Genomic DNA, 24,016 nt, shown 5'->3' on the forward strand with positions numbered 1-24,016 from the left:
TGGTAAATCAGGAGGAGGTTTAGTCTCTGCTCTAATTTAGCGGGACGCAAAAAACTATCCATTGAGGCACTTTACCTCATTGGATAGTTTTTTAGTTTGTATTAAAGATCCAATTCTTTGATAACTCTAGCAGGGTTTCCGCCGATAACCACATTATCAGGAAATGACTTCGTGACTACTGCACCAGCTGCCACAACAACATTATTACCTAAAGTAACTCCCGGAATCACGATTGCGCCTCCGCCGATCCAAACATTATCGCCCAACGTGATCGGCTTGCCATACTCCCAAACCGTATTGCGTTTTACAGGATCTAAAGGATGAGTCGCTGTGTACAATTGGACATTGGGAGCTAACATACAATTTTTTCCAATGGTGATCGGGCAGATATCCAATAATGTACAGTTAAAATTCGCATAAAAATTTTCACCTATATGTATATTAAATCCATAATCTGCTACTAAGCCTGGATTGAAGTGAAAATTTTCGCCTGTTGAACCAAAAAGATTTTTCAGCAGTGCTTTTGCCTCATCTGAATCTTCTGCTTGATTGAACTCTCTTAATGTTTTTCGAGCAAATTTTCGAGCCGTTGATAATTCTGGATCTGATGAATCGTACATTTCACCAGCAATCATGTTTTCTTTTTGAGAAGCCATCTTGTTTCCCCTTTCATTATTAAATCTCTTTTTTATTATCCCATATTTCTGTACTATATGCGACTCACCTTAAATTGTTTTATTCTAAAATCCGTTGTATTGCTGCAACTTGATGGTAATTGCTGGCAAATGTTTGACTTAGTTGTCGATAGACTGGAAACATCGTTTCATAGATTTCTCCTTCTGCTGCTTGGGGAGTATGACTGTATTCGAAACCGGTCATTGACGTTACTTCTGATAGTTCTTGGATGACTCCCATGCTTTTTAAGCCGAAGACTGCCGCACCTAAACAAGAACTTTCAAAACTTTCCGGCAATGTTAATTCCTGATTAAAAATATCTGTCAGCATTTGGCGCCAGACTTCTGATCTTGAAAACCCGCCCGTTGCCATGATTTTTTTAGGCTTGCCCGCCAATTCAATCAAATCATGTAGAACGTCGTAAAGATTAAAGCAGATGCCTTCTAAAACCGCTCTCAAAAAATGTTCAGGACGGTGCATCGTATTGATTCCAAAAAACGAACCGCGTGCTTCTGCATCCCATAACGGCGCACGTTCGCCATTGAGGTAAGGATGGAAAAACAAGCCTTTAGAACCGGCTGGCACAGCAGCAATTTGTTCCATCAAGCAATCGTAAGCTGTTTGTTCCTTTTCACCAGCCAATTGCTGTTCCATTTGAAAATACTGATGGCTTGCCCATTCTAAAACCACGCCGCCGTTATTGACTGCGCCCCCGATCACCCAATGTTTTTCATCTAAAACATAACAAAAGGTCCGCCCTTGCGGATCTGTAACCGGACGATCGGTGACCATTCTAACTGCGCCGCTTGTTCCAATAGTGACCGCTGCTATCCCTGGCTCCACAGCTCCTACTCCTAAATTGGAAAGACAGCCGTCGTTTCCTCCCAGAACAAATGGAGTATCTTGCAAAAGCCCCATTTGCTCTGCAGACTTCGCCGACATTCCCGCTAGTTGATTAGTCGGTGCTGCTAAACTGGACAATCGACTTTCGTCAATACCAGCGGTTGCTAAGGCCAGACTGTCCCATTTGAAATCATGAATATTAAACAAACCCGTGCTAGAAGCAATGGAATAATCAACTATGTATTCACCAAATAATTGATAAAAAATGTATTCTTTTATACCAATAAATTTTGCTGTTTTATTAAAAATAACAGGATGCTCTTCTCTCAACCAAATGATTTTAGCTAATGGAGACATAGGATGAATCGGTGTTCCTGTCCGGTGGTATATTTCTAAACCGTTTGTTTCTTTTAATTGATCCGCCCATTTGGCCGAACGATTATCTGCCCATGTAATGCTTCTCGTCAAGGGTTGATTCAGTCGGTCCATCGCAATCAAGCTGTGCATGGCACTTGAAAAACTGACACATAGAATATCTTCAGGTCGGCAGGCTGTCTTATCCATTAATGTTCCAACACTTAATAACACGGCTTCAAATAAAACATCTAAATCTTGTTCTGCCATGTCGGGTGTTTCCTTAATCAACGGATAGGCTGTATACGCTACATCTATCGCTGTTCCATTCGATTCAAACAAAACCGCTTTTGTGCTGGTTGTTCCCATATCGACCCCAATAACATACTGTTGTTTCAAAAAAAGTCCTCCTTAATTATCTTTCTCTTGATAACTTGATTATTTAACGGCACTGCCTTATAAAAAGTATAGCCTTTCATAAAAAAAGCACAACGAAAAGTTTCATTTCGTTGTGCTTTTTCTATTTTAATAAACAATTACAGGCGTTCCGATCTCAATTTGATCATATATCTTTACCATTACCTCAGGAGGAGTATTTATACACCCATGAGAACCTTTGGTCAAATAAGTTTTCCCACCATAATTCGTTTGCCATGGTGAATCATGGATTCCTACTCCGCTCCAGTCGATCGGCAACCAATGATCAACCGGCGTTGCATAATCTTCACCGGTTAAGGTAGCGTTGCGTTCTTGTTTCCAAACATAAAAGATTCCTTTAGGAGTCGGTGTACTTGGTTTACCAGTGATAACATCCGTCTCTAAAGCTAACTTTCCATCTTTGTAAAACCACATGTGTTGTGCTTCTAAATCGATTTCTATATAATTTTCTCCAAACTCATTACCATCATCTGCATATCCAGATCCATTGTAGCGGGGAGTCCGGTCAACATCCTTACCAGCCAAGATATCCTCAGCCAGAGCTTCTGTTTCCCGTGCCACATCTAAAGTCCAACCATACGTTCCAGCTGGAACACTGACCACACCTTTTTTAGAAGAGGTAAAATCACGAGCTTTCTCATACGTACTGTACTTATCGCTTAATTTTTGCATATAAGCAGTGAGTTGAGCTTTATCTACTCCCACTGAACCTGTATCATCCACATTCAGCCAATTGACTAATGTTTCACGTGGCACAATCTCTTCTGAACCAAATATTTGATAAGTGATCGACAGATCGCTTAGTTTTTTTGCCTCTGCCAAATTGGCTTGCAATGCTTCATCGTCTGCATAAACCGTTGGAGTAGCATACGCTTGCTCCAACTCTATAGTAGTTGAGTTTTTTTGAACAGCCTCTCTGATCAGCTGATTGACTTTTTCTAAATCAAAACTGTTCCCTTTCACTTCAGGCTGAATTTCGAAATCTGTTTCTGTTTTTTTAAGCGTTGCATTTACCGGTTTTGTACGGTTTTCATTTCCCAATGGCAAAGCAGCTACAAATTCTTTTACTTGTGCTTCATCCGAGGCAGCCCCTTCAATGGCTACTTGTTTGTTCTTGGAACTAAAACGACTCACTGGCCATGACCAAGGATTTTGTTTCGCTAATTGTTTTTCTAGCGTTTCGCTAAAATCATTCGATACACCTATATCAGATCCAGTAAAGGCAAACAGTTCTTCGCCTTTTTCGGTCGCTTTAAACGTTTTTTCTTGGTAATGTTTTTGAAGTGTTTTGTTTGCTTCTTCTACTGTTTGCTTGCCGATAGAGATACCGTCAGCAGTGGTTTTAGGCAGAAATTGATCCTGGTACTGCATGCTTTTAAAAATATAAAAGCCTCCAATCAAAATCAAAAATATCCCTAATCCAATAAACATTGATTTTTTATTAGTCTCCATTTGTATTCATTCCTTTTTGTTTATACGTAAAGTTCCTGAGTTATGAGAGAGTGCCCAACCATCAAACAATTTTTAAAAAGATAACCTACGTGGTCACCTTTATTTTACCATGTTTTGACCGTAATTAAAGAACATTCCATTCCTTTCTTCATTTCCTCTAAGAAAAGAGCAGGCCTATTTTTAATGTTCAACTATTCAACTGCTTATCCTAAGATTTGTACTATTGAACAGTGGACGAACCCGTAAAATACCGCTGATTTTTATCCTTGATCATTAAATACGGCTCTTTTTCCCCACTGCTTGTTTTTTCATCTCCTTTAAAGCCATCGATTAAATCTTTTAATATATCTTTTTTTAACCAATTGCAACAACAAGCTATAACTGAATAAAATTCCAATCAACCAAGGAAAATAAGCTAGCGGCAATGCTGTTAAGCCGATAGATGTGCCAAAAGGTGTAAACGGCAAACCAGCTCCTATCAGCATCATACCGCCACTCAATGCCATTACTGGAAGCGTAGCTCTGCTTTCTATAAAAGGAATTTTTTCGGTTCGAATCATGTGTACAATCAACGTTTGAGATAAAAGCCCGACCACAAACCAGCCTGTTTGAAACAAAGACTGCATGGCTGGTGTATTAGCTTTAAAAATAAACCACATCACTAAAAACGTTACGACATCAAAAATAGAACTGATCGGTCCAACAAATAACATGAACTTTCCGATATCATCAGCGTTCCATTTACGCGGCTTTTTTAAATATTCTTGATCCATTGTATCCCAAGGTATGGCTAGTTGAGATATATTGTACAATAAGTTTTGAACGAGCAGCTGAATGGGCAGCATCGGCAAAAACGGCAGTACCAAACTAGCCAGTAAGACACTAAAAACATTCCCAAAGTTAGAACTGACTGTAATTTTAATATATTTCATGATATTGCCAAAGACTTTGCGTCCTTCAATAACGCCCTCTTCTAATACCCGCAAATCTTTTTCAAGTAAAATAATATCGGCTGAATCTTTAGCGATCCCAACAGCGGTATCGACTGAAATGCCAACATCCGCTTGATGAAGTGCGGCAGCATCATTGATGCCATCTCCCATATAGCCTACAATATGGGCTTTTTCTTGTAAAGATTGGATGATACGAGATTTTTGTAACGGCTCAAGTTTGGCAAAGACACTGGTTTCTTCTACAGCAGCTGCCAGCTCTTCATCTGACATTTTGCCGATTTCGTTGCCTAGCAAAACTCTTTGAACAACTAATCCTAAATTTTGACAGACTTTAAGAGTGACCGCTCCACTATCCCCTGTTAAAATTTTAACGTCTATGCCATCCTCTTCAAGCACTTTTAGAGCTTCGCCTGCAGATTCTTTGACCGGGTCTAAGAAACCCACGAAACCTGCTAATACTAATTCTTTTTCTTCCGCTTTGCTTGTTGCTTCGCTAGCTGCTAGTTGTTCTTTTTGAGCAATGGCAATCACTCGAATGCCTTCACTGCTTAACTTTTTAGCTCTATCCAAAGCTTCTTTCTTTTCGACTGCTGTAAGTACTTCTATTTTTCCGCCGTTTTCTACTTGAGTACAAATGCCTATTATCTCTTCATAAGCACCTTTTGTTATCATTTTATTTTTGCCTTCCGCGTCTTTTAAAACCACTGAGATTCTTCTTCGGATAAAATCAAATGGGATTTCTTCTACTTTACTGTACTGGTATTCAAGATTGCTGAACCCTTTATCTTTTCCCTTTTCAAGAACTGCAACATCCATCAAATTGCGTAAACCTGTTTGAAAGAAACTATTCAAATAAGCTTTTCTTAAGACCGTTGGATTCTTCTTCACCCCGAGCGTTCAAATACGTTGTAACGGTCATTTCATCCATTGTCAGCGTTCCGGTTTTATCTGTGCACAAGATATCCATTGCACCGAAATTTTGAATAGCGTCCAATTCTTTGACCACCGTTTTATGCTTGCCCATCAAAATGGCTCCCTTTGCAAGGTTCGTTGTCACAATGACTGGCAGCATTTCCGGCGTCAGTCCTACCGCAATAGAAATAGCAAATAACAGCGCTTGCAGCCAATCGCCCTTCGTGATCCCATTTACGACAAAGACTAAAGGAACCATTAATATCATCAATCTAATTAAAAGCAAACTAATCTTTTTTATGCCTTTATCAAAACTGGTTTTATTTTTTTGCGTTACAATAGAAGACGCGATTGAACTAAAGTAAGTAGCATCTCCCGTAGCAAGCACAATGCCTGTCGCACTACCGCTTGCAATCGTCGTTCCTAACAGACAGATGTTGCTCAGTTCAGTTACCGCTGTATCGTCAGAAATGCTGTTTAAAGGAGAAGCAACTTTTTCAACCGGTTCTGATTCACCTGTTAAAGATGATTCGCTTACCAGTAAATCATTACTGACTATCAGCCTTAAATCAGCAGGAATAATATCACCCGCTGCTAAACTAATAATATCTCCAGGCACAATGTTCTCCACATCTATTTCTTGAATACCTGATTTTTTTCGCAGAATATCTGAAGTCGAACTGATCAATGTCTTAAGCTTATCCGCGGCTTTGCTTGAACGGTATTCTTGTGAGAATTTCAAAAATCCGCTAATAGCTACTAAAGTACTGATAACGATCACAGTCTTAAAACTGCGGCTTTCGGGAGGAGATAACAAAACGTCAGTTATAAAAGAGATTACTGCTAATGTCATCAATACTAAAGTAAATGGATCGATAAAAGATTTAATCAACTGTTTATACCATGGAACACTTTTTTCATGAGTTAGTTGATTGAGACCGTATTTTTCTATTTTTTCTGCTACCGCTTCATCAGAAAATCCCTCTTTATCTGTGTCCAATTCACTATAGATTTGGTCAATATCCTTTTTACTGAATCTCACTAATGTTTGAATAGCTGCTTTTGATTGGCTTTGTGAAGTCTCAGTTTTTTTTTTCATCACCCACACACCTCCATTGTTCTAAAAAACAAAACAGTAAAGAAATTAAAGATGCTGCTCATGGAATGTATCTTACCTAAAAATTCTTCAGATAACCGTTTACGATGGTGATTTTTCATTTAATATAACCTTAAATCCGTTATTGTTATTCAGTATAACACAAAAAAGGTACCATCCGAAGATGGTACCTTTTTAGATTGCGCGGCAGCGTCCTACTCTCACAAAGGGAAACCCTTCACTACCATCGGCGCTAAGAAGCTTAACTGCTGTGTTCGGCATGGGAACAGGTGTGACCTTCTTGCCGTCACCACCGCACATTTTTTCATCAAGAGAACGGTGTTCTCTCAAAACTGGATAGTGTTTTTCTTTTGCAACATCGTGTCGAAACCAAGACACCGTTTAAAAAATTGGTTAAGTCCTCGACCGATTAGTATTGGTCCGCTCCATACATCGCTGTACTTCCACTTCCAACCTATCTACCTGATCATCTCTCAGGGGTCTTACTCACTTACGTGATGGGAAATCTCATCTTGAGGGGGGCTTCACGCTTAGATGCTTTCAGCGTTTATCCCGTCCACACATAGCTACCCAGCGATGCTCTTGGCAGAACAACTGGTACACCAGCGGTGTGTCCATCCCGGTCCTCTCGTACTAAGGACAGCTCCTCTCAAATTTCCTGCGCCCGCGACGGATAGGGACCGAACTGTCTCACGACGTTCTGAACCCAGCTCGCGTACCGCTTTAATGGGCGAACAGCCCAACCCTTGGGACCGACTACAGCCCCAGGATGCGATGAGCCGACATCGAGGTGCCAAACCTCCCCGTCGATGTGGACTCTTGGGGGAGATAAGCCTGTTATCCCCAGGGTAGCTTTTATCCGTTGAGCGATGGCCCTTCCATGCGGAACCACCGGATCACTAAGCCCGACTTTCGTCCCTGCTCGACTTGTAGGTCTCGCAGTCAAGCTCCCTTCTGCCTTTACACTCTACGAATGATTTCCGACCATTCTGAGGGAACCTTTGGGCGCCTCCGTTACCTTTTAGGAGGCGACCGCCCCAGTCAAACTGCCCACCTGGCATGGTCCTCTCGCCCGATGAGGGCGACGAGTTAGAAACTCCGTACATCAAGGGTGGTATCCCACCGACAGCTCCACAGAGGCTGGCGCCCCTGCTTCTCAGCTTCCCACCTATCCTGTACATGATGCACAAAGTTCCAATACCAGGCTACAGTAAAGCTCCATGGGGTCTTTCCGTCTTGTCGCGGGTAACCTGCATCTTCACAGGTATTATGATTTCACCGGGTCTCTTGCCGAGACAGCGCCCAAGTCGTTACGCCTTTCGTGCGGGTCGGAACTTACCCGACAAGGAATTTCGCTACCTTAGGACCGTTATAGTTACGGCCGCCGTTTACTGGGGCTTCAATTCTGAGCTTCGCTCGAGAGCTAACCCATCCTCTTAACCTTCCAGCACCGGGCAGGCGTCAGCCCCTATACGTCATCTTTCGATTTAGCAGAGACCTGTGTTTTTGATAAACAGTTGCTTGGGCCTATTCACTGCGGCTGACCAAATGGTCAGCACCCCTTCTCCCGAAGTTACGGGGTCATTTTGCCGAGTTCCTTAACGAGAGTTCACTCGCACACCTTAGGATTCTCTCCTCGACTACCTGTGTCGGTTTGCGGTACGGGCCGTTTGTTTCTCACTAGAAGCTTTTCTTGACAGTGTGACATCAGGAACTTCGGTACTTAATTTCCCTCCCCATCACAACTTGTCCTTAGAGAAGCAAGCATTTGACTCGCTTCAAGACTTGTTGCTTGGACGCACATATCCAACAGTGCGTATTCCTTAGCCTACTGTGTCCCTCCATTGCTCAAACAAAACAAACGGGTACAGGAATCTCAACCTGTTATCCATCGTCTACGCCTATCGGCCTCGACTTAGGTCCCGACTAACCCTGGGAGGACGAGCCTTCCCCAGGAAACCTTAGTCATTCGGTGGACGGGATTCTCACCCGTCTTTCGCTACTCATACCGGCATTCTCACTTCTAAGCGCTCCACCAGTCCTCACGGTCTAGCTTCGACGCCCTTAGAACGCTCTCCTACCATAGAACCTAAGTTCTATCCACAGCTTCGGTGTTATGTTTAGCCCCGGTAAATTTTCGGCGCAGGGTCACTCGACTAGTGAGCTATTACGCACTCTTTAAATGATGGCTGCTTCTGAGCCAACATCCTAGTTGTCTAAGCAACCCCACATCCTTTTCCACTTAACATAAACTTTGGGACCTTAGCTGGTGGTCTGGGCTGTTTCCCTCTCGACTACGGATCTTATCACTCGTAGTCTGACTCCCGGATATAAATCAATGGCATTCGGAGTTTATCTGAATTCGGTAACCCGAGAAGGGCCCCTAGTCCAAACAGTTGCTCTACCTCCATGATTCTTATTCCGAGGCTAGCCCTAAAGCTATTTCGGAGAGAACCAGCTATCTCCAAGTTCGATTGGAATTTCTCCGCTACCCACACCTCATCCCCGCATTTTTCAACATACGTGGGTTCGGTCCTCCAGTGCGTATTACCGCACCTTCAACCTGGACATGGGTAGATCACTTGGTTTCGGGTCTACGACCACATACTCATTCGCCCTATTCAGACTCGCTTTCGCTACGGCTCCGTCTCATCGACTTAACCTCGCATGGGATCGTAACTCGCCGGTTCATTCTACAAAAGGCACGCTATCACCCATTAACGGGCTCTAACTACTTGTAAGCACACGGTTTCAGGTGCTGTTTCACTCCCCTTCCGGGGTTCTTTTCACCTTTCCCTCACGGTACTGGTTCACTATCGGTCACTAGGGAGTATTTAGCCTTGGGAGATGGTCCTCCCGGATTCCGACGGAATTTCTCGTGTTCCGCCGTACTCAGGATACTGATCAGAGTGAACGGGGTTTCAGTTACGGGGCTTTTACCCTCTTTGGCGGACCTTTCCAGGTCGCTTCTCTTACACCGTTCATTTATGACTCTATGTGTTCAGTCCTACAACCCCAGAAAGCAAGCTTTCTGGTTTGGGCTTTTCCCGTTTCGCTCGCCGCTACTCAGGGAATCGAATTTTCTTTCTCTTCCTGCAGGTACTTAGATGTTTCAGTTCTCTGCGTCTACCTCTACGGACCTATGTATTCAGTCAGCAGTAACACCCTATCAAAGGTGCTGGGTTTCCCCATTCGGAAATCTCTGGATCACAGCTTACTTACAGCTCCCCAAAGCATATCGGCGTTAGTCCCGTCCTTCATCGGCTCCTAGTGCCAAGGCATCCACCGTGCGCCCTTATTAACTTAACCTATGGTCGTTGTTAATAGCGATCCAACATCAATTGATGCGAATCGTAAAAAATAAAACGCGGTTTTTACTTGGTTTCTTACTTTGTTACAATTGTTAAACACTATCCAGTTTTCAAAGAACAACATTTTTGATGCATTGAGAAGATTAGACCTCTCAAAACTGAACAAAGCCAAAACGAATGTGTGAGGTTCCGTAATATTCCTTAGAAAGGAGGTGATCCAGCCGCACCTTCCGATACGGCTACCTTGTTACGACTTCACCCCAATTATCTATCCCACCTTAGGCGGCTGGCTCCTTTGCAGGTTACCTCACCGACTTCGGGTGTTACAAACTCTCGTGGTGTGACGGGCGGTGTGTACAAGACCCGGGAACGTATTCACCGCGGCGTTCTGATCCGCGATTACTAGCGATTCCGGCTTCATGCAGGCGAGTTGCAGCCTGCAATCCGAACTGAGAATGGCTTTAAGAGATTAGCTTGACCTCGCGGTCTTGCGACTCGTTGTACCATCCATTGTAGCACGTGTGTAGCCCAGGTCATAAGGGGCATGATGATTTGACGTCATCCCCGCCTTCCTCCGTCTTGTCGACGGCAGTCTCTCTAGAGTGCCCAACTGAATGCTGGCAACTAAAGATAAGGGTTGCGCTCGTTGCGGGACTTAACCCAACATCTCACGACACGAGCTGACGACAACCATGCACCACCTGTCACTTTGTCCCCGAAGGGAAAGCTCTATCTCTAGAGTGGTCAAAGGATGTCAAGACCTGGTAAGGTTCTTCGCGTTGCTTCGAATTAAACCACATGCTCCACCGCTTGTGCGGGTCCCCGTCAATTCCTTTGAGTTTCAGCCTTGCGGCCGTACTCCCCAGGCGGAGTGCTTAATGCGTTAGCTGCAGCACTGAGGGGCGGAAACCCCCCAACACTTAGCACTCATCGTTTACGGCGTGGACTACCAGGGTATCTAATCCTGTTTGCTCCCCACGCTTTCGAGCCTCAGCGTCAGTTACAGACCAGAGAGTCGCCTTCGCCACTGGTGTTCCTCCACATATCTACGCATTTCACCGCTACACGTGGAATTCCACTCTCCTCTTCTGCACTCAAGTTCCCCAGTTTCCAATGACCTTCCCCAGTTGAGCTGGGGGCTTTCACATCAGACTTAAAGAACCGCCTGCGCTCGCTTTACGCCCAATAAATCCGGACAACGCTTGCCACCTACGTATTACCGCGGCTGCTGGCACGTAGTTAGCCGTGGCTTTCTGGTTAGATACCGTCAGGGGATGAGCAGTTACTCTCATCCTTGTTCTTCTCTAACAACAGAGTTTTACGATCCGAAAACCTTCTTCACTCACGCGGCATTGCTCCGTCAGACTTTCGTCCATTGCGGAAGATTCCCTACTGCTGCCTCCCGTAGGAGTCTGGGCCGTGTCTCAGTCCCAGTGTGGCCGATCACCCTCTCAGGTCGGCTACGTATCATTGCCTTGGTGAGCCATTACCTCACCAACTAGCTAATACGCCGCGGGTCCATCCATAAGCGGTAGCCGAAGCCACCTTTCATCCAACGATCAGGAGATCACTGGAATTATGCGGTATTAGCAGCCGTTTCCGGCTGTTATCCCCCACTTATGGGCAGGTTACCCACGTGTTACTCACCCGTCCGCCACTCTTCTTCTCTGGTGGGTGCAAGCACCCGGTAGAAAAGAAGCGTTCAACTTGCATGTATTAGGCATGCCGCCAGCGTTCGTCCTGAGCCAGGATCAAACTCTCATAAAAGTTGGCTTTGTCCGTTAGGACTTCACCCTTTTAATGATGCTTGAAGCTCATTAATTGAATTGCTAGCGAAATTTATTTCACTTTGTTTCTGTTGGTTTAACCCTTGGTTAAACCACCTTACACATTTGGTTCGTTTTGCTTTGTTCAGTTTTCAAAGGTCTAATTTGATTGCTGTTGCCGTTTTGACAACTTCTTAATATTATCAGATGTCGACTTGTTTGTCAACAACCTTTTTGTTTTTCTTTTTTTCGTGTTGCCGCAATCTCTCGCAGCGACATGTATTAATATACCAGCAATCTGGTCCTGCGTCAACGCTTTTTGTCAAATAAAATGCTTTTTCTCAGAAATCTGAACGTTTAAATGACTGAAAATACTTACGCGCTTTCATTCGCGATTAAAACGAACATCACTTAATTTAAAACGAAATTAGTTCGCTTTATTAATAAGCTCATGTTTCTTTTATTCTGAATAAATAAGCTTTAACTCAAGCTTCAGTTTGTTTTGTACAGAAAAAGGACTATTACTGTTCAAAAAAAGCCTTTCCTCTACTAGATAGAGAAAAAGGCTTGGTGAATTCTACTTTTTATTTTCCTTGCCAAACTGATTCAACAAAGTTAACTCTGCCTGATCCCCGGCTATACCGTGAATAATGAGCAGGATTTTTCTTATAGAAGTCTTGATGATACGTTTCTGCTGGATAAAACGGTTCTGCCGGTTCGATCATCGTCACGATCGGCTCTTTAAAGCGTCCGCTATTTTGCAGTGCTAATTTTGACGCTTCTGCGATCTGTCTTTGCTCTTCACTATGGTAGAAAATTACTGGGCGATAAGAGGAACCTCTATCTGCGAATTGACCACCCGCATCAGTCGGATCCGTTTGTCTCCAATAAACCTCGACTAAGTCTTTGTAGCTGATTATTTCTGGATCAAAAGTGATTTGAACGGCTTCAGTATGTCCAGTTGTTTCACTGCATACTTCTTCATAGGTAGGATTGACTGTATGTCCACCGGTATATCCAGAAACAACGGATATGATGCCTGGCTGTGTATCAAATGGTTTTACCATACACCAAAAACAACCGCCTGCAAATGTTGCTTTTTGAAAGTCTTGTTCGCTCATCTTGTTTCCCCCTCATTCATCTGTCTGGCTAAATTATAGCACTCCTTTTTGAGGGATTACACTAATTTGTTTAATAGAAGGATTAAGTTCAAAAAATAACGAAGATAAAAAGCAGATAGGAGCTAGAGGTTATATTACACCTCCAGCTCCCTTTTGACCTGCTAGTTTTTTTTACGAATTTCTGTTACGCCACCCATATAAGGGAGCAGAACTTCCGGAATTTTAACGGATCCATCTGCTTGCTGGTAATTTTCCAAAATAGCAGCAACGGTACGTCCAACTGCCAAACCAGAACCGTTCAATGTGTGCACGTAGTCTAATTTTTCTGTTGCTGTATTCCGGTAGCGGATTTTAGCACGGCGCGCTTGGAAAGCTTCAGTATTTGAACATGAACTGATTTCTCGGTAAACATCTTGAGTAGGGATCCAAACTTCTAAATCATATGTTTTAGCAGCTGAAAAACCCATATCTCCTGTACATAATGCCAATACACGATACGGCAAATCTAATTTTTGTAAAACAGACTCTGCATCTTGAGTCATTTTTTCCAACTCATCATAAGAGTTTTCTGGCTTGCTGAATTTCACCATTTCAACTTTATGGAATTGATGCAGACGGATCAACCCACGAGTGTCGCGTCCAGCACTGCCTGCTTCTGATCTAAATGAAGGGCTCATTGCTGTAAAGTAAACAGGCAGTTGTTCTTCTTTCATGATTTCACCACGGTAGTAATTTGTTAAAGGAACTTCCGCTGTCGGAATAAGCGTTAAATCTGTTCCTTCAATTTGAAACACATCTTCTTTAAATTTAGGGAACTGACCGGTACCGAACATAGATTCACTATTCACTAAATAAGGTGTGATCATTTCAGTATAGCCGTGTTCTTCCGTATGCAGATTCAACATGAAATTGTAAACAGCCCGTTCCAACCGGGCGCCTAAACCTTTGTAATAAAGGAAACGGCTCCCGGATACTTTTGAACCCCGCTCAAAATCCAGAATGTCTAAGTCTTCGCCAATTTCCCAATGAGCTTTAGTTTCGAAGTCAAAGGTTTTCGGCGTTCCCCATTTGCGGATCTCAACATTATCTTCTTCATCTGCCCCAACGGGTACAGAATGATGAGGCAAATTAGGCAAGCCGGTGGCAATCGCATCGATTTGATTATCGACTTCTGTCACTTGTTCGTCTAAGCCTTTGATCTGATCGCCAACTTCGCGCATCTCACGGATTTTAGCATCAGCATCTTCTTTATTGCGTTTCATAGCAGCGATCGCACTTGAAACTTCATTACGGTATTTTTTTAACTTTTCGGTCTCCACCAATAACTCGCGTCTTTGGCTGTCTAATTGAACAAAGTTTTCTAATACCTCTGGTTTCACTCCTCGTGTAGCAAGTTTCTCCGCTACATTCTCAAAGTCCGTTCTAAGCAATTTTATATCTAACATATTTCTCTTCCTTTCTATTCTTTTCTTTAGGATTTCGAACTTAACCCCTCATTGAACGAGATTCAATCTTTTTCAGAGCAACAAAAAAAGCCATTTCCTCCCTTGGTTCATGGGACGAAATGGCCTCGAAGTTCGCGGTACCACCCAAATTTAGAAACCATCAGACAGACAGATTCTACGCTTTACAACAGATAACGGTCTGGATCCGAAGCAATTTAGGCAAAGCCGTTTCTTCAGTTGGCTTTGGTTCATTGTTTACTTCATGTGACGGATTCAAAAAAACAAACCATCAGTTTCCACCAACCACTGACTCTCTATGCGTTTTATCTCTTTTACTAGCTCACACTACTAACGTTCGACTTATTTAATTGATTTGAGTTTATTCTACCCGATGGCCACTCGCATGTCAATAAAAAAGGAGACCATCAACGGTCTCCTTTTTTATCTAGCCTATTAAGTTAGAAACGAAGCCTTTGATCCAGCGTCCAGCTAGAACGAAGACATTAGCTTTTTCAACAGTTTGAGCTGCAACAACTTCTGCTTCTTCGCCCATATCGCCATTAACATAGCCTAATTCATCGTCTGCTGTTGTTACTTGAACCGTTCCTACTTTGTCAGCTTTTTTTATAGGTGCTGATACTTGGTTTTCTTCATTTAACAACTCTTTTTTAGGTTGGTATGTAACCTTTAAGTTTTCCAAGTCGGTTCCAGTAGGTACGAGTAAGCTGATATCAGAACCAGCGGCTACTTTTACAGTGTCAGCTTTTCCTTTGTTTACAGCTAGAGGTTTGACTTCTTTTATAACATCATTTTTTTGATAAGCTTCTGTTACTTCCCAGTTCGCAAAAGCCCAGTCCATCATCTTATCGGTTTCAACAAACCGTTTGCTCAAATCTTTTTGTCCATCTTTCACGTTCATCACGACAGTAATGATCCGGATATCATTTTCTAGTGCGGTTCCGGTAAAAGTAGCACCGGCAAAATCAGTGGTTCCTGTTTTTAAACCGTCGACGTTTTCACGTTCAGAAATTAAACCTGACAACATCCAGTTCCAGTTTTCCATTTTTATTTCATCCGATGTGCCTTCTTTAAAATTCATTACTGGAATACTTGTTGTTTCTAATACTTCTGGATAAGATTTCAGTAATTGCTGCGCTACAATAGCGATATCGCGAGCAGACATAGCATTTTCGCTGTCTTCGCTGCTGCCAGGATAAAGGTTGCCGTATAAATCGGAATTTGATAATCCTGTGCTGTTGTAAAGTTCGTAGTCTTTAATTCCCCATGATTCTACTTGTTCACGCATCATGTCGACAAATTCAGGTTCACTTCCAGCGATTGCTTCAGCAATCGCTATGGTTGCACCGTTTGCGGAATAAATAGCCATAGCTTGATACAACTCTTCAATTGTATAAGTTTCGTCTTGTCTTAAAGGAACATTGGATAACGAATTGTTCTGACTAACTTTATGTGCATAATCACTGATGGGAATAGTTTGATCCCATGTGATGTCGCCCTTTTCAACGGCTTCAAAAATAATGTATTCTGAAATCATTTTTGTCATCGAAGCAATTCCCAGTTTTTCATCACCGTTTTGATTCAATAACACTTTCCCAGTAGTAGGTTCAATAATAAATGCAGCGGCAGCTTCAATTTCTGGAGCAGCTTCTGCAGCTGAAACGGTCATACTTGCATTAAAAACTGGAAGAACAGTTCCTACCATTAGGGTAATCACAAATGCCAGTCCGAATTTCGTTAATTTTTTCATTCCTTAAATCTCCTCAATAGTTTTCTCTCGATTTTAAATGGACAAAATCCACTCATTGTTCTATGGTAGCGAAATCTCATAAAAAAAACAACCCTCTTTTGGATAATCCCTTAGCAGACAGTTGTTTTTAAATATTGTTTTCTTGCAATTGCTTCACGTGAAACATTTTAATCTTTTTGGGAAGGCTGAGTTAAAGGAAAATGCAAGATAAACTGCGTGAGGTGTTTATCTGATTTTGCGTAAATGCTGCCTCCATGAAGGTCGATAATACTCTGAGCGATCGCTAAGCCTAGCCCTGTTCCGCCGGTTTCTTGCGAACGCGATTCTTCTACACGGTAAAAACGATTAAACAGTTGTTTCAACGATTGAGCAGGAATTGGGCTGCCATCGTTATTAACTGAAATCACGACTTCTTGCCCTACTTTTTCCACTTCAATAAAAACGTGTTGTCCATCGTTTCCATAATTCAAGGCATTAGAGATCAAATTATTGAATACGCGGACGATTTTTTCTGTGTCAGCTTCCATCAGGATCACTTCTTGTTTGCTGACTACTTCAATTTGCATGCCTTTTTTTTCAGCTTCTAATTCAAAATCAGCAGCTAATTGTTCCAATAACTGGACCATATCAAATTCCGTTAAATTTAAAGGCGTTGTTGTTTGACGCACACGTGTGTATTCAAATAAATCTTCTACTAACACTTTCATTTGTTTAGCTTTAACATACGCTGTATGGGTATATTTCAGCAGTTCATCTTCATTTTGATACCGTCTTTCTTCTATTAAACCTAAGTAGCCGATAATAGACGTCAGCGGTGTCCGAATATCGTGACTGACATTAGTGATCAATTCATCTTTGGATTGTTCGATTTTCCGCTCTTCTTCCATTGCCTTAACGGTACTATCAACTAAGACGTGAATACTGTCTACGACTTTTTTCATATCTCCGCTAAGATCCGTTGCGATACGGTGTTCATAATGTCCTTCTGCAATGTAGTGCAGTTCACTAATGACATGGTTCAATTGCATTTGCTTATAACGTCTCTTCAGCCGCCAGTGAATCGCTATCGCTGCTATGATGATCAGCACAAATGCAAAAAAAGGCGTAATCGAAATCACTCGATTGCTTTGAATACTGATGATCGCGTCCCCAAAAATCCATAAAGAACGGATAATTCCAGGGAAAGCGGATATGGCCCGACTGAGAATGACAAAGGCTGCATAATAGACTAAACCAATCAATCCGACAGTGATAAATCCTTCCAGAATCAATTTGCTCTTTTCTTTTCTGGTTATTTTCAAGCGCTTGTTCAACTCCTATATTTTGGATTCCTCTCTAACTTAACGATCTTCGATTTTATACCCTACGCCCCAAACGGTCTGGATCACTTTTTCTCCGCCAGTGGCTTCTTCAATTTTATCGCGCAAATGACTCACATGGACCATCACTGTTTTAGCAGAAACCAAACTTTCTTGTTGCCATACCCGTTCAAAAATTTCGTCTGCACTAAAAACTCGATTTGGATGACTGGCTAATAAATACAAAATGCCAAATTCCAAAGCAGTTAGTTGAATCGATTGATTGGTCAGCGTCCAGACCTCGTGAGATTCTTTTTGGATGATCAACGGACCAATTTCTAATTTATCCGGTTCATCTTGAGTCGTTGCATAAGTGCTGCGTCTCAGTAAAGATTTGATTCGAGCCATTACTTCTAATGGATTAAACGGCTTCGCCACATAATCATCCGCACCCGTTACTAAACCTTTGATTTTATCGACATCGGTTGTTTTGGCACTCAACATCAAAATAGGCAATTGTGAATTTTGACGAACCGTTTTGACGACTTCCATTCCATCTAGTACTGGCATCATTACATCTAAAACCATTAAATCAATATCTTTATGTTCCGTTAATTTTGTTAAAGCATCTTTGCCGCTATAAGCTTTGACTACCTCATAGCCTTCATTTTTAATGTAAATGCTTAAGAGCTCGACAATTTCTTTATCGTCATCGACTACTAAAATTTTCATACATTTCCCTCATTTTCAGGTGTATTTTTATTTATCATAACAGAAATTACTAAAGAATTCGTTAAAAAATAGAAGTTGGCCAAAAGACACTAACGTCTTTCGGCCAACTTCTATGGCAGCAATGTTCCTCTATTATAAAAAGAAGGAATCATTCGGCTGCATTCTCAATTACTGGATTGAATAGTTTGGTGCTTCTTTAGTGATTTGAACATCATGCGGATGAGATTCGCGGAGACCTGCCCCACTCATTTGGACAAATTGAGCGTCTTCACGCAATTCTTCTAAATTCGCTGCGCCAACATATCCCATACCGGATTTTAAACCGCCTAATAATTGGAAGATAATATCAGATACTGCGCCTTTATAAGCCACACGACCTTCGATTCCTTCTGGAACTAATTTGTTGGCTTCATTTACGCCACCTTGGAAGTAACGATCGCTTGACCCTTTTTCCATTGCGGCTAAACTTCCCATGCCACGGTATGTTTTAAAACGACGACCTTGGAAAAGTTCGAATTCGCCTGGTGATTCATCTGTACCAGCAAGCATGCTGCCTAACATAACCGCATGTCCGCCAGCAGCTAAAGCTTTAACGATATCTCCTGAATACTTGATTCCGCCATCTGCAATGATCGTACGGCCATATTCGCGAGCAACCGCAGCTGCATCATAAATTGCTGTGATTTGCGGAACACCGACACCAGCGACGACACGAGTCGTACAAATCGATCCTGGACCAATCCCGACTTTTACAACGTCTACGCCAACATCATATAACGCACGGGTTGCTTCACCAGTCGCCACATTTCCGGCAATGAGCGTAATTTCTGGAAACTCTTCTCGAATTTCTTTGATTTTACGAATAACACCTGCACTATGTCCATGTGCTGTGTCAACAATAATAGCGTCGACACCTGCATCGATCAATGCTTGTGCACGTTCAAATGTGTCAGTAGTCACTCCTACTGCAGCAGCAACCAATAAACGTCCGTGTTCGTCTTTAGCAGCATTTGGGAATTCCAGAATTTTTTCAATGTCTTTGATCGTGATCAAGCCGCTTAAACGTCCAGCATCATCAACGATCGGTAATTTTTCGATTTTATGCTGTTGTAAAATGGCTTCAGCTTCTTTCAAAGAAGTTCCTTCAGGAGCAGTGACTAAATTTTCTTTTGTCATCACATCTTCAATTGGAATGCTGTAGTCGGTTACGAAACGCAAATCACGGTTGGTTAAGATCCCTACTAAAAGACGATCTTCCATATTGTTAACGATTGGCACACCGCTGATCCGGTAACGCCCCATTAAATGTTCTGCATCGGAAATCAAATGAGTCGGAGTTAAGAAGAAAGGATCAATGATTACACCACTTTCAGAACGTTTTACTTTTCTGACTTCTCCTGCTTGTTGTTCAGCACTCATGTTTTTATGAATAACGCCTAAACCGCCTTGTCGAGCCATGGCAATAGCCATTTTTGAATCTGTTACAGTATCCATACTGGCACTGATGATCGGCACGCTTAATTTAATGTTTTTAGCTAATTGTATACTTAAATCAACATCATTTGGCAAAACATGGCTTTCTGCTGGAACTAAGAGAACATCATCAAATGTGAAGCCTTTTTTTGCAAATTTCGTTTCCCAATTCGACATTTAAACAAACACTCCTTCTATTTCCCTTTGAATTTGGTTGAGATTTTACTTACAAAAATAACAGAGATACCCCGGTCCGTCAAGAATAGTTTATCAGAATAAGGCTTTCATAAACGTTTTCCCATAAAAGCTCATAGAAAAAGTCTATTTTCTAAAAAAATGATGAGAAAAAGCTCCAAACCATTTTCACTAACCTGGTCTGAAGCTTTCACTTTTATACAATTAGAATAAACCACCGCGAATATTTAATGTGCGTTTGAAATACATTTTAGCTGCAAAAGCTGCTACTCCAATAGCTATATTTACGCCTGCTGGCATTAAAATATTAATGGAACTTGGAATGAAGGTCATCGAAGCTGTCATTAAGACCATCCACCCAATCATTCCAGCTGACGACACTAAAATGTAACGTAACATACTGCCTTTTTTAGGTTTTGTTTTATCCGGTACATTTTTTGAAATCAATAAAATCGCAAATCCGCCGATGATAAAGTTCAGAATCATCGTGATGATTCCCATCTCAGACCCTTGCCCGCTGCCGATGAAGCCAGAAATACCTGTAATGAAAGCAAACATTGCCCCCATCATCAAGCCGCCGTCTAAAACGATTTTCCAATCTTCAGAGCGTCCAGTTTCGCTTTCTTTTGGTGCTGACAGCAAAATATTTGTGCGTTCTGTGACGGTTCCATACAATTGACGAGCTGTTTGGCCAGATTTTTGGCCTTCAATTAAATTTTTCAGCATCTCGTTATAGATTTCTACTCGTCTTTCTTCAGAAATATTAGCTGCAATCAACGCTTTGTCTAAGCTCATCATGTATTGGTCATTACGCTTGGTTAATTGCTGAAAGAGTGTTTCGTTCTCCTCTTTTTTAATCACCTGTTCATTTGTATTCTCTTGTCCCACCGGAAAAGCCTCCTTATTGAATCCTCTTGATTAAAAGTGTAGCTGGCAACTGTTCTATATGTTATACGTTGAAACGGAACAACATGACATCGCCGTCTTGAACCACATATTCTTTTCCTTCTGAACGAACTCGTCCAGCTTCTTTGGCTGCCTGCATAGTTTCGTATTTGTCTAAGTCTTCAAATGACACTGTCTCTGCCCGAATAAATCCTCGTTCAAAGTCAGTATGAATGACACCTGCAGCTTGCGGTGCTTTCATGCCTTTTTTGAATGTCCAAGCACGCACTTCTTGAACACCTGCCGTAAAGTAAGTGGCAAAGCCCAATAATGAATAAGCTGAACGAATCAATTTATCCAATCCAGATTCTTCAATGCCTAAATCTTCCAAGAACATTTCTTTTTCATCGTCTTCCAATTCAGCGATCTCTTCTTCAATACGCGCACAAATCACAATAACTTCTGCGTTTTCTTTTTCAGCAAATTCACGAACTTGTTTAACGTACTCATTTTCATCCGCATTGGCTACTTCTTCTTCGGCCACATTGGCTACATACAACACTGGTTTAGTTGTTAATAAGAAGAGGTTTTTAACGATTTTTTGTTCGTCTTCATCTAATTCTATTGTACGAGCAGACTCGCCTGCTTCTAAGACTGGTTTGATTTTATCCAATACAGCTAATTCGATCATAGCCTCTTTGTCTTTTGTTCGTGCGACTTTAGCAACCCGTGTGTAACGTTTCTCAACGGCTTCTAAGTCAGCTAAGATCAATTCCAAATTAATGGTTTCGATATCTGATAATGGATCGATGCGGCCTTCTACGTGTGTGATGTTTTCATCATCAAAACAACGTACCACATGACAAATGGCATCTACTTGACGGATATTCGCCAAAAATTTGTTTCCTAAACCTTCGCCTTTGCTTGCGCCTTTAACGATTCCGGCGATATCTGTAAATTCAAACGTCGTTGGAACAGTTTTCTTAGGCACAACAAGTTCTGTTAAACGATTCAAACGATAGTCCGGTACTTCTACTACTCCGACATTCGGGTCGATCGTTGCAAATGGATAGTTTGCTGCTTCTACTCCTGCTTTGGTAATGGCGTTAAAAAGGGTTGATTTTCCTACGTTTGGTAAACCCACGATTCCTGCTGTTAATGACATGTTTTACTCACTCTTTCTTTTCATATTTCTCTAGCTTATTTTACTCTTTTGGTTCAGCATGCTCGAGGACTTTTTTCATTTTCTTTTCAAATTCTCTTCTGGGCATCATCACCATGTGTCCGCATTTAGTACATTTGATTCGAATATCCATGCCCATCCGGATAATCTGCCAACGATTTTCTCCGCATGGATGAGGTTTTTTCATTTCAACCACATCGTTCAAGTCATACATATCTTCACACCCTGCCTTTTTTATTCGTCATCAAATTGAATTTCTAGTACATCTAAGATACGGGTCAAATCTTCTGTTGAAAGGTACTCAATTTCAATTTTGCCTTTTTTATTTTTTTCATTGATGGTTACTGTCGTCCCAAATTTGTCCATCAACCGTTCTTCGCTTTCACGAATGTAATAAGGTTTTTGGATCGCTTTGGCTGCTTTAGCAACTTTTTCTTTTGGCTGGTTCATTTGACTGACCAGTTGTTCCAACTGACGAACGGTTAGATTATCTTTCACTACCCGTTTTGCTAACTTAACGATTTGCTTCTTTTCTTTTAAACTCAGCAGCGTCCGCGCTTGACCCATCGAAATTTCGTTGTCTTGCAGCATTTGTTTGACGGCTTCAGGTAACCCTAGCAAACGCAGGTAATTAGCGATGTAAGGACGGCTTTTGCCTAAACGAGTAGCAACTTCTTCTTGGGTCAATTTTAATTTCTTCATTAGCATATCATAGGCTTCTGCTTCTTCAAGCGAAGTCAAATCTTCCCGCTGCAAGTTTTCTAACACCGCAACTTCCATCATTTTCTCTTCATCAAATTCGCGAATGATGGCTGGAATGGTAGTTTTACCGGCAAGTTTAGAAGCTCTAAAACGGCGTTCTCCCGCAATGATTTCAAAACCTTTGACAGTCGACTCGCGCAAAATAATGGGTTGAAAAACGCCTGACTGCTTGATCGAACGTGCTAACTCGTCCAACGCTTCCTCGTCAAAGGTTTTTCGAGGTTGATAAGGATTCGGCCGAATATCTCCCAACTCAATTTCCTGAACGCGTTCACTGGAAACATCAATTTTATCTAAATCAGAATAATCGCTAAAAAGCGCGTCAATTCCTCTGCCTAAACCCTTACTGTTTTTATTGACCATTCGCTAACACTTCCTTTGCTAACTCAAGATAAACTTCTGCTCCTCTTGAACGTGGATCATAATCGATAATCGACAGCCCATGGCTGGGCGCTTCAGATAATCGGATATTCCGCGGAATAATAGTTTTGTAAACTTTTTCGCGGAAATATTTTTTAACTTCATCGACTACTTCATAGCCAAGGTTTGTCCGTGCATCGAGCATAGTCAATAAAACACCCTCGATTTTTAAATCTGGATTAAAATGTTTTTGGACCAGACGAACCGTATTCAATAATTGGCTTAAACCTTCTAAAGCATAATATTCACACTGCACTGGAATTAAAATCGTATCGCTCGCTGTGAACGCATTGATCGTCAAATGCCCTAATGAAGGCGGACAGTCAATTAGAATGTAATCATAATCGTCTGAAACTTTCGCCAGCGCCTGCTTCAGTCTTGTTTCCCGAGCCATTTGGTTGGTCAATTCAATCTCTGCTCCAGCCAACTGTATAGTAGCCGGTACTACCCATAAATTTTCTCTTGAAGAAGGCAAAACCACTTCTTCAATCGGCGTTTCATTGACCAGAATGTCGTAAATATCTTTTTCAACGTCCACTTTACGCACACCTAGCCCACTTGTTGCATTTCCTTGAGCATCGATATCAACCAGTAAGATCTTTTTACCAGAATAAGCTAAACAAGCGCCCAAGTTAACTGTTGTAGTTGTTTTCCCAACTCCGCCTTTTTGATTTGCGACTGCTATAATTCGTGCCATTCTTTTCCCTCCGTTTGTGATCCTCGTCGTTTGCTCTCATGTTCTTGATATAAAAAAAGGGAAAGAATACGCATGCGCATCTTTCCCTTACGCATTTGTTCAAAATGATCTATCATTTATCGCTCTTTATTCACTTTTGATCGTCTCAGATGCTGCAGACGTTTTTCGGGTACCGCTTCCGTTTTGGATGCTTATTGAAGCGCTAGACAAGAACTT

At 41.9% G+C, this 24,016-nt stretch carries 15 protein-coding genes, 3 rRNA genes, 1 pseudogene and 1 other annotated feature; all 19 genes and pseudogenes read right to left on the minus strand.

Features of this window, described 5'->3' with window-relative positions; translation table 11 throughout:
* Positions 1-104: 104 nt before the first annotated feature.
* Positions 105-656 (minus strand): annotated as a pseudogene (locus tag JHE06_RS11935) (sugar O-acetyltransferase); the annotation flags it as partial.
* A 79-nt stretch (positions 657-735) separates the two neighbouring features.
* The gene (gene gntK / locus JHE06_RS11940) at positions 736-2,271 is read right to left on the minus strand and encodes a gluconokinase (protein WP_236253518.1); all 1,536 of its coding nucleotides are present in this window, start codon (positions 2,269-2,271) and stop codon (positions 736-738) included.
* 126 nt (positions 2,272-2,397) lie between these two features.
* Positions 2,398-3,762, minus strand: coding sequence for a L,D-transpeptidase family protein (locus JHE06_RS11945; protein WP_236253519.1), 1,365 nt, complete (start codon positions 3,760-3,762; stop codon positions 2,398-2,400).
* Positions 3,763-4,079: 317 nt separating this feature from the next.
* Entirely contained in the window at positions 4,080-5,603 is a 1,524-nt protein-coding gene (mgtA, locus tag JHE06_RS12270) for a magnesium-translocating P-type ATPase (protein ID WP_236253520.1), read from the minus strand.
* A complete protein-coding gene (locus tag JHE06_RS12275) occupies positions 5,560-6,726 on the minus strand; it encodes an HAD-IC family P-type ATPase (RefSeq protein ID WP_236253584.1) in 1,167 nt (388 codons plus the stop codon). Before JHE06_RS12275 ends, mgtA begins: the two co-directional genes overlap by 44 nt.
* A 199-nt stretch (positions 6,727-6,925) precedes the next feature.
* A 5S ribosomal RNA gene (gene rrf / locus JHE06_RS11955) occupies positions 6,926-7,041 on the minus strand.
* Positions 7,042-7,133: 92 nt separating this feature from the next.
* Positions 7,134-10,053: ribosomal RNA gene (locus JHE06_RS11960) — 23S ribosomal RNA — on the minus strand.
* A gap of 207 nt (positions 10,054-10,260) precedes the next feature.
* Positions 10,261-11,822 (minus strand): 16S ribosomal RNA (locus JHE06_RS11965).
* The 16S, 23S and 5S rRNA genes sit together here, the layout of an rRNA operon.
* Positions 11,823-12,405: 583 nt before the next feature.
* Positions 12,406-12,942 carry a peptide-methionine (S)-S-oxide reductase MsrA gene (gene msrA / locus JHE06_RS11970; protein WP_058919542.1) on the minus strand — a complete coding sequence of 179 codons (537 nt, stop codon included), beginning with the start codon at positions 12,940-12,942 and terminating at the stop codon, positions 12,406-12,408.
* A gap of 161 nt (positions 12,943-13,103) precedes the next feature.
* On the minus strand, positions 13,104-14,387 hold the full coding sequence (gene serS / locus JHE06_RS11975) for a serine--tRNA ligase (RefSeq protein ID WP_201088887.1): 1,284 nt from the start codon (positions 14,385-14,387) through the stop codon (positions 13,104-13,106).
* A 107-nt stretch (positions 14,388-14,494) separates the two neighbouring features.
* Positions 14,495-14,745: a binding site (T-box leader), on the minus strand.
* Between the two features lie 87 nt (positions 14,746-14,832).
* Complete coding sequence (locus tag JHE06_RS11980) at positions 14,833-16,155, minus strand: serine hydrolase (protein ID WP_201088888.1); 1,323 nt, start codon at positions 16,153-16,155, stop codon at positions 14,833-14,835.
* A gap of 167 nt (positions 16,156-16,322) precedes the next feature.
* On the minus strand, positions 16,323-17,456 hold the full coding sequence (locus tag JHE06_RS11985; protein WP_082664223.1) for a sensor histidine kinase: 1,134 nt from the start codon (positions 17,454-17,456) through the stop codon (positions 16,323-16,325).
* Positions 17,457-17,495: 39 nt separating this feature from the next.
* The gene (locus tag JHE06_RS11990; protein ID WP_201088889.1) at positions 17,496-18,185 is read right to left on the minus strand and encodes a response regulator transcription factor; all 690 of its coding nucleotides are present in this window, start codon (positions 18,183-18,185) and stop codon (positions 17,496-17,498) included.
* Positions 18,186-18,353: 168 nt separating this feature from the next.
* Positions 18,354-19,835, minus strand: a complete 1,482-nt coding sequence (guaB, locus tag JHE06_RS11995) for an IMP dehydrogenase (RefSeq protein WP_058919547.1) — start codon at positions 19,833-19,835, stop codon at positions 18,354-18,356.
* 222 nt (positions 19,836-20,057) lie between these two features.
* Positions 20,058-20,741, minus strand: coding sequence for a DUF1129 domain-containing protein (locus JHE06_RS12000; protein ID WP_058919548.1), 684 nt, complete (start codon positions 20,739-20,741; stop codon positions 20,058-20,060).
* 61 nt (positions 20,742-20,802) lie between these two features.
* Positions 20,803-21,903 (minus strand): redox-regulated ATPase YchF, encoded by a 1,101-nt coding sequence (gene ychF / locus JHE06_RS12005; protein ID WP_058919549.1) that lies wholly within the window; start codon positions 21,901-21,903, stop codon positions 20,803-20,805.
* Between the two features lie 40 nt (positions 21,904-21,943).
* Entirely contained in the window at positions 21,944-22,135 is a 192-nt protein-coding gene (locus JHE06_RS12010; RefSeq protein WP_058919550.1) for a DUF951 domain-containing protein, read from the minus strand.
* A gap of 20 nt (positions 22,136-22,155) precedes the next feature.
* Entirely contained in the window at positions 22,156-23,046 is an 891-nt protein-coding gene (locus JHE06_RS12015; RefSeq protein ID WP_058919551.1) for a ParB/RepB/Spo0J family partition protein, read from the minus strand.
* Positions 23,036-23,800, minus strand: a complete 765-nt coding sequence (locus JHE06_RS12020; RefSeq protein WP_058919552.1) for a ParA family protein — start codon at positions 23,798-23,800, stop codon at positions 23,036-23,038. The genes JHE06_RS12015 and JHE06_RS12020 overlap by 11 nt, the downstream gene beginning before the upstream one ends.
* Positions 23,801-24,016 lie beyond the last annotated feature (216 nt).

This window comes from Carnobacterium sp. CS13, from assembly GCF_016653495.1.
GTDB classification, from domain to species: domain Bacteria; phylum Bacillota; class Bacilli; order Lactobacillales; family Carnobacteriaceae; genus Carnobacterium_A; species Carnobacterium_A antarcticum.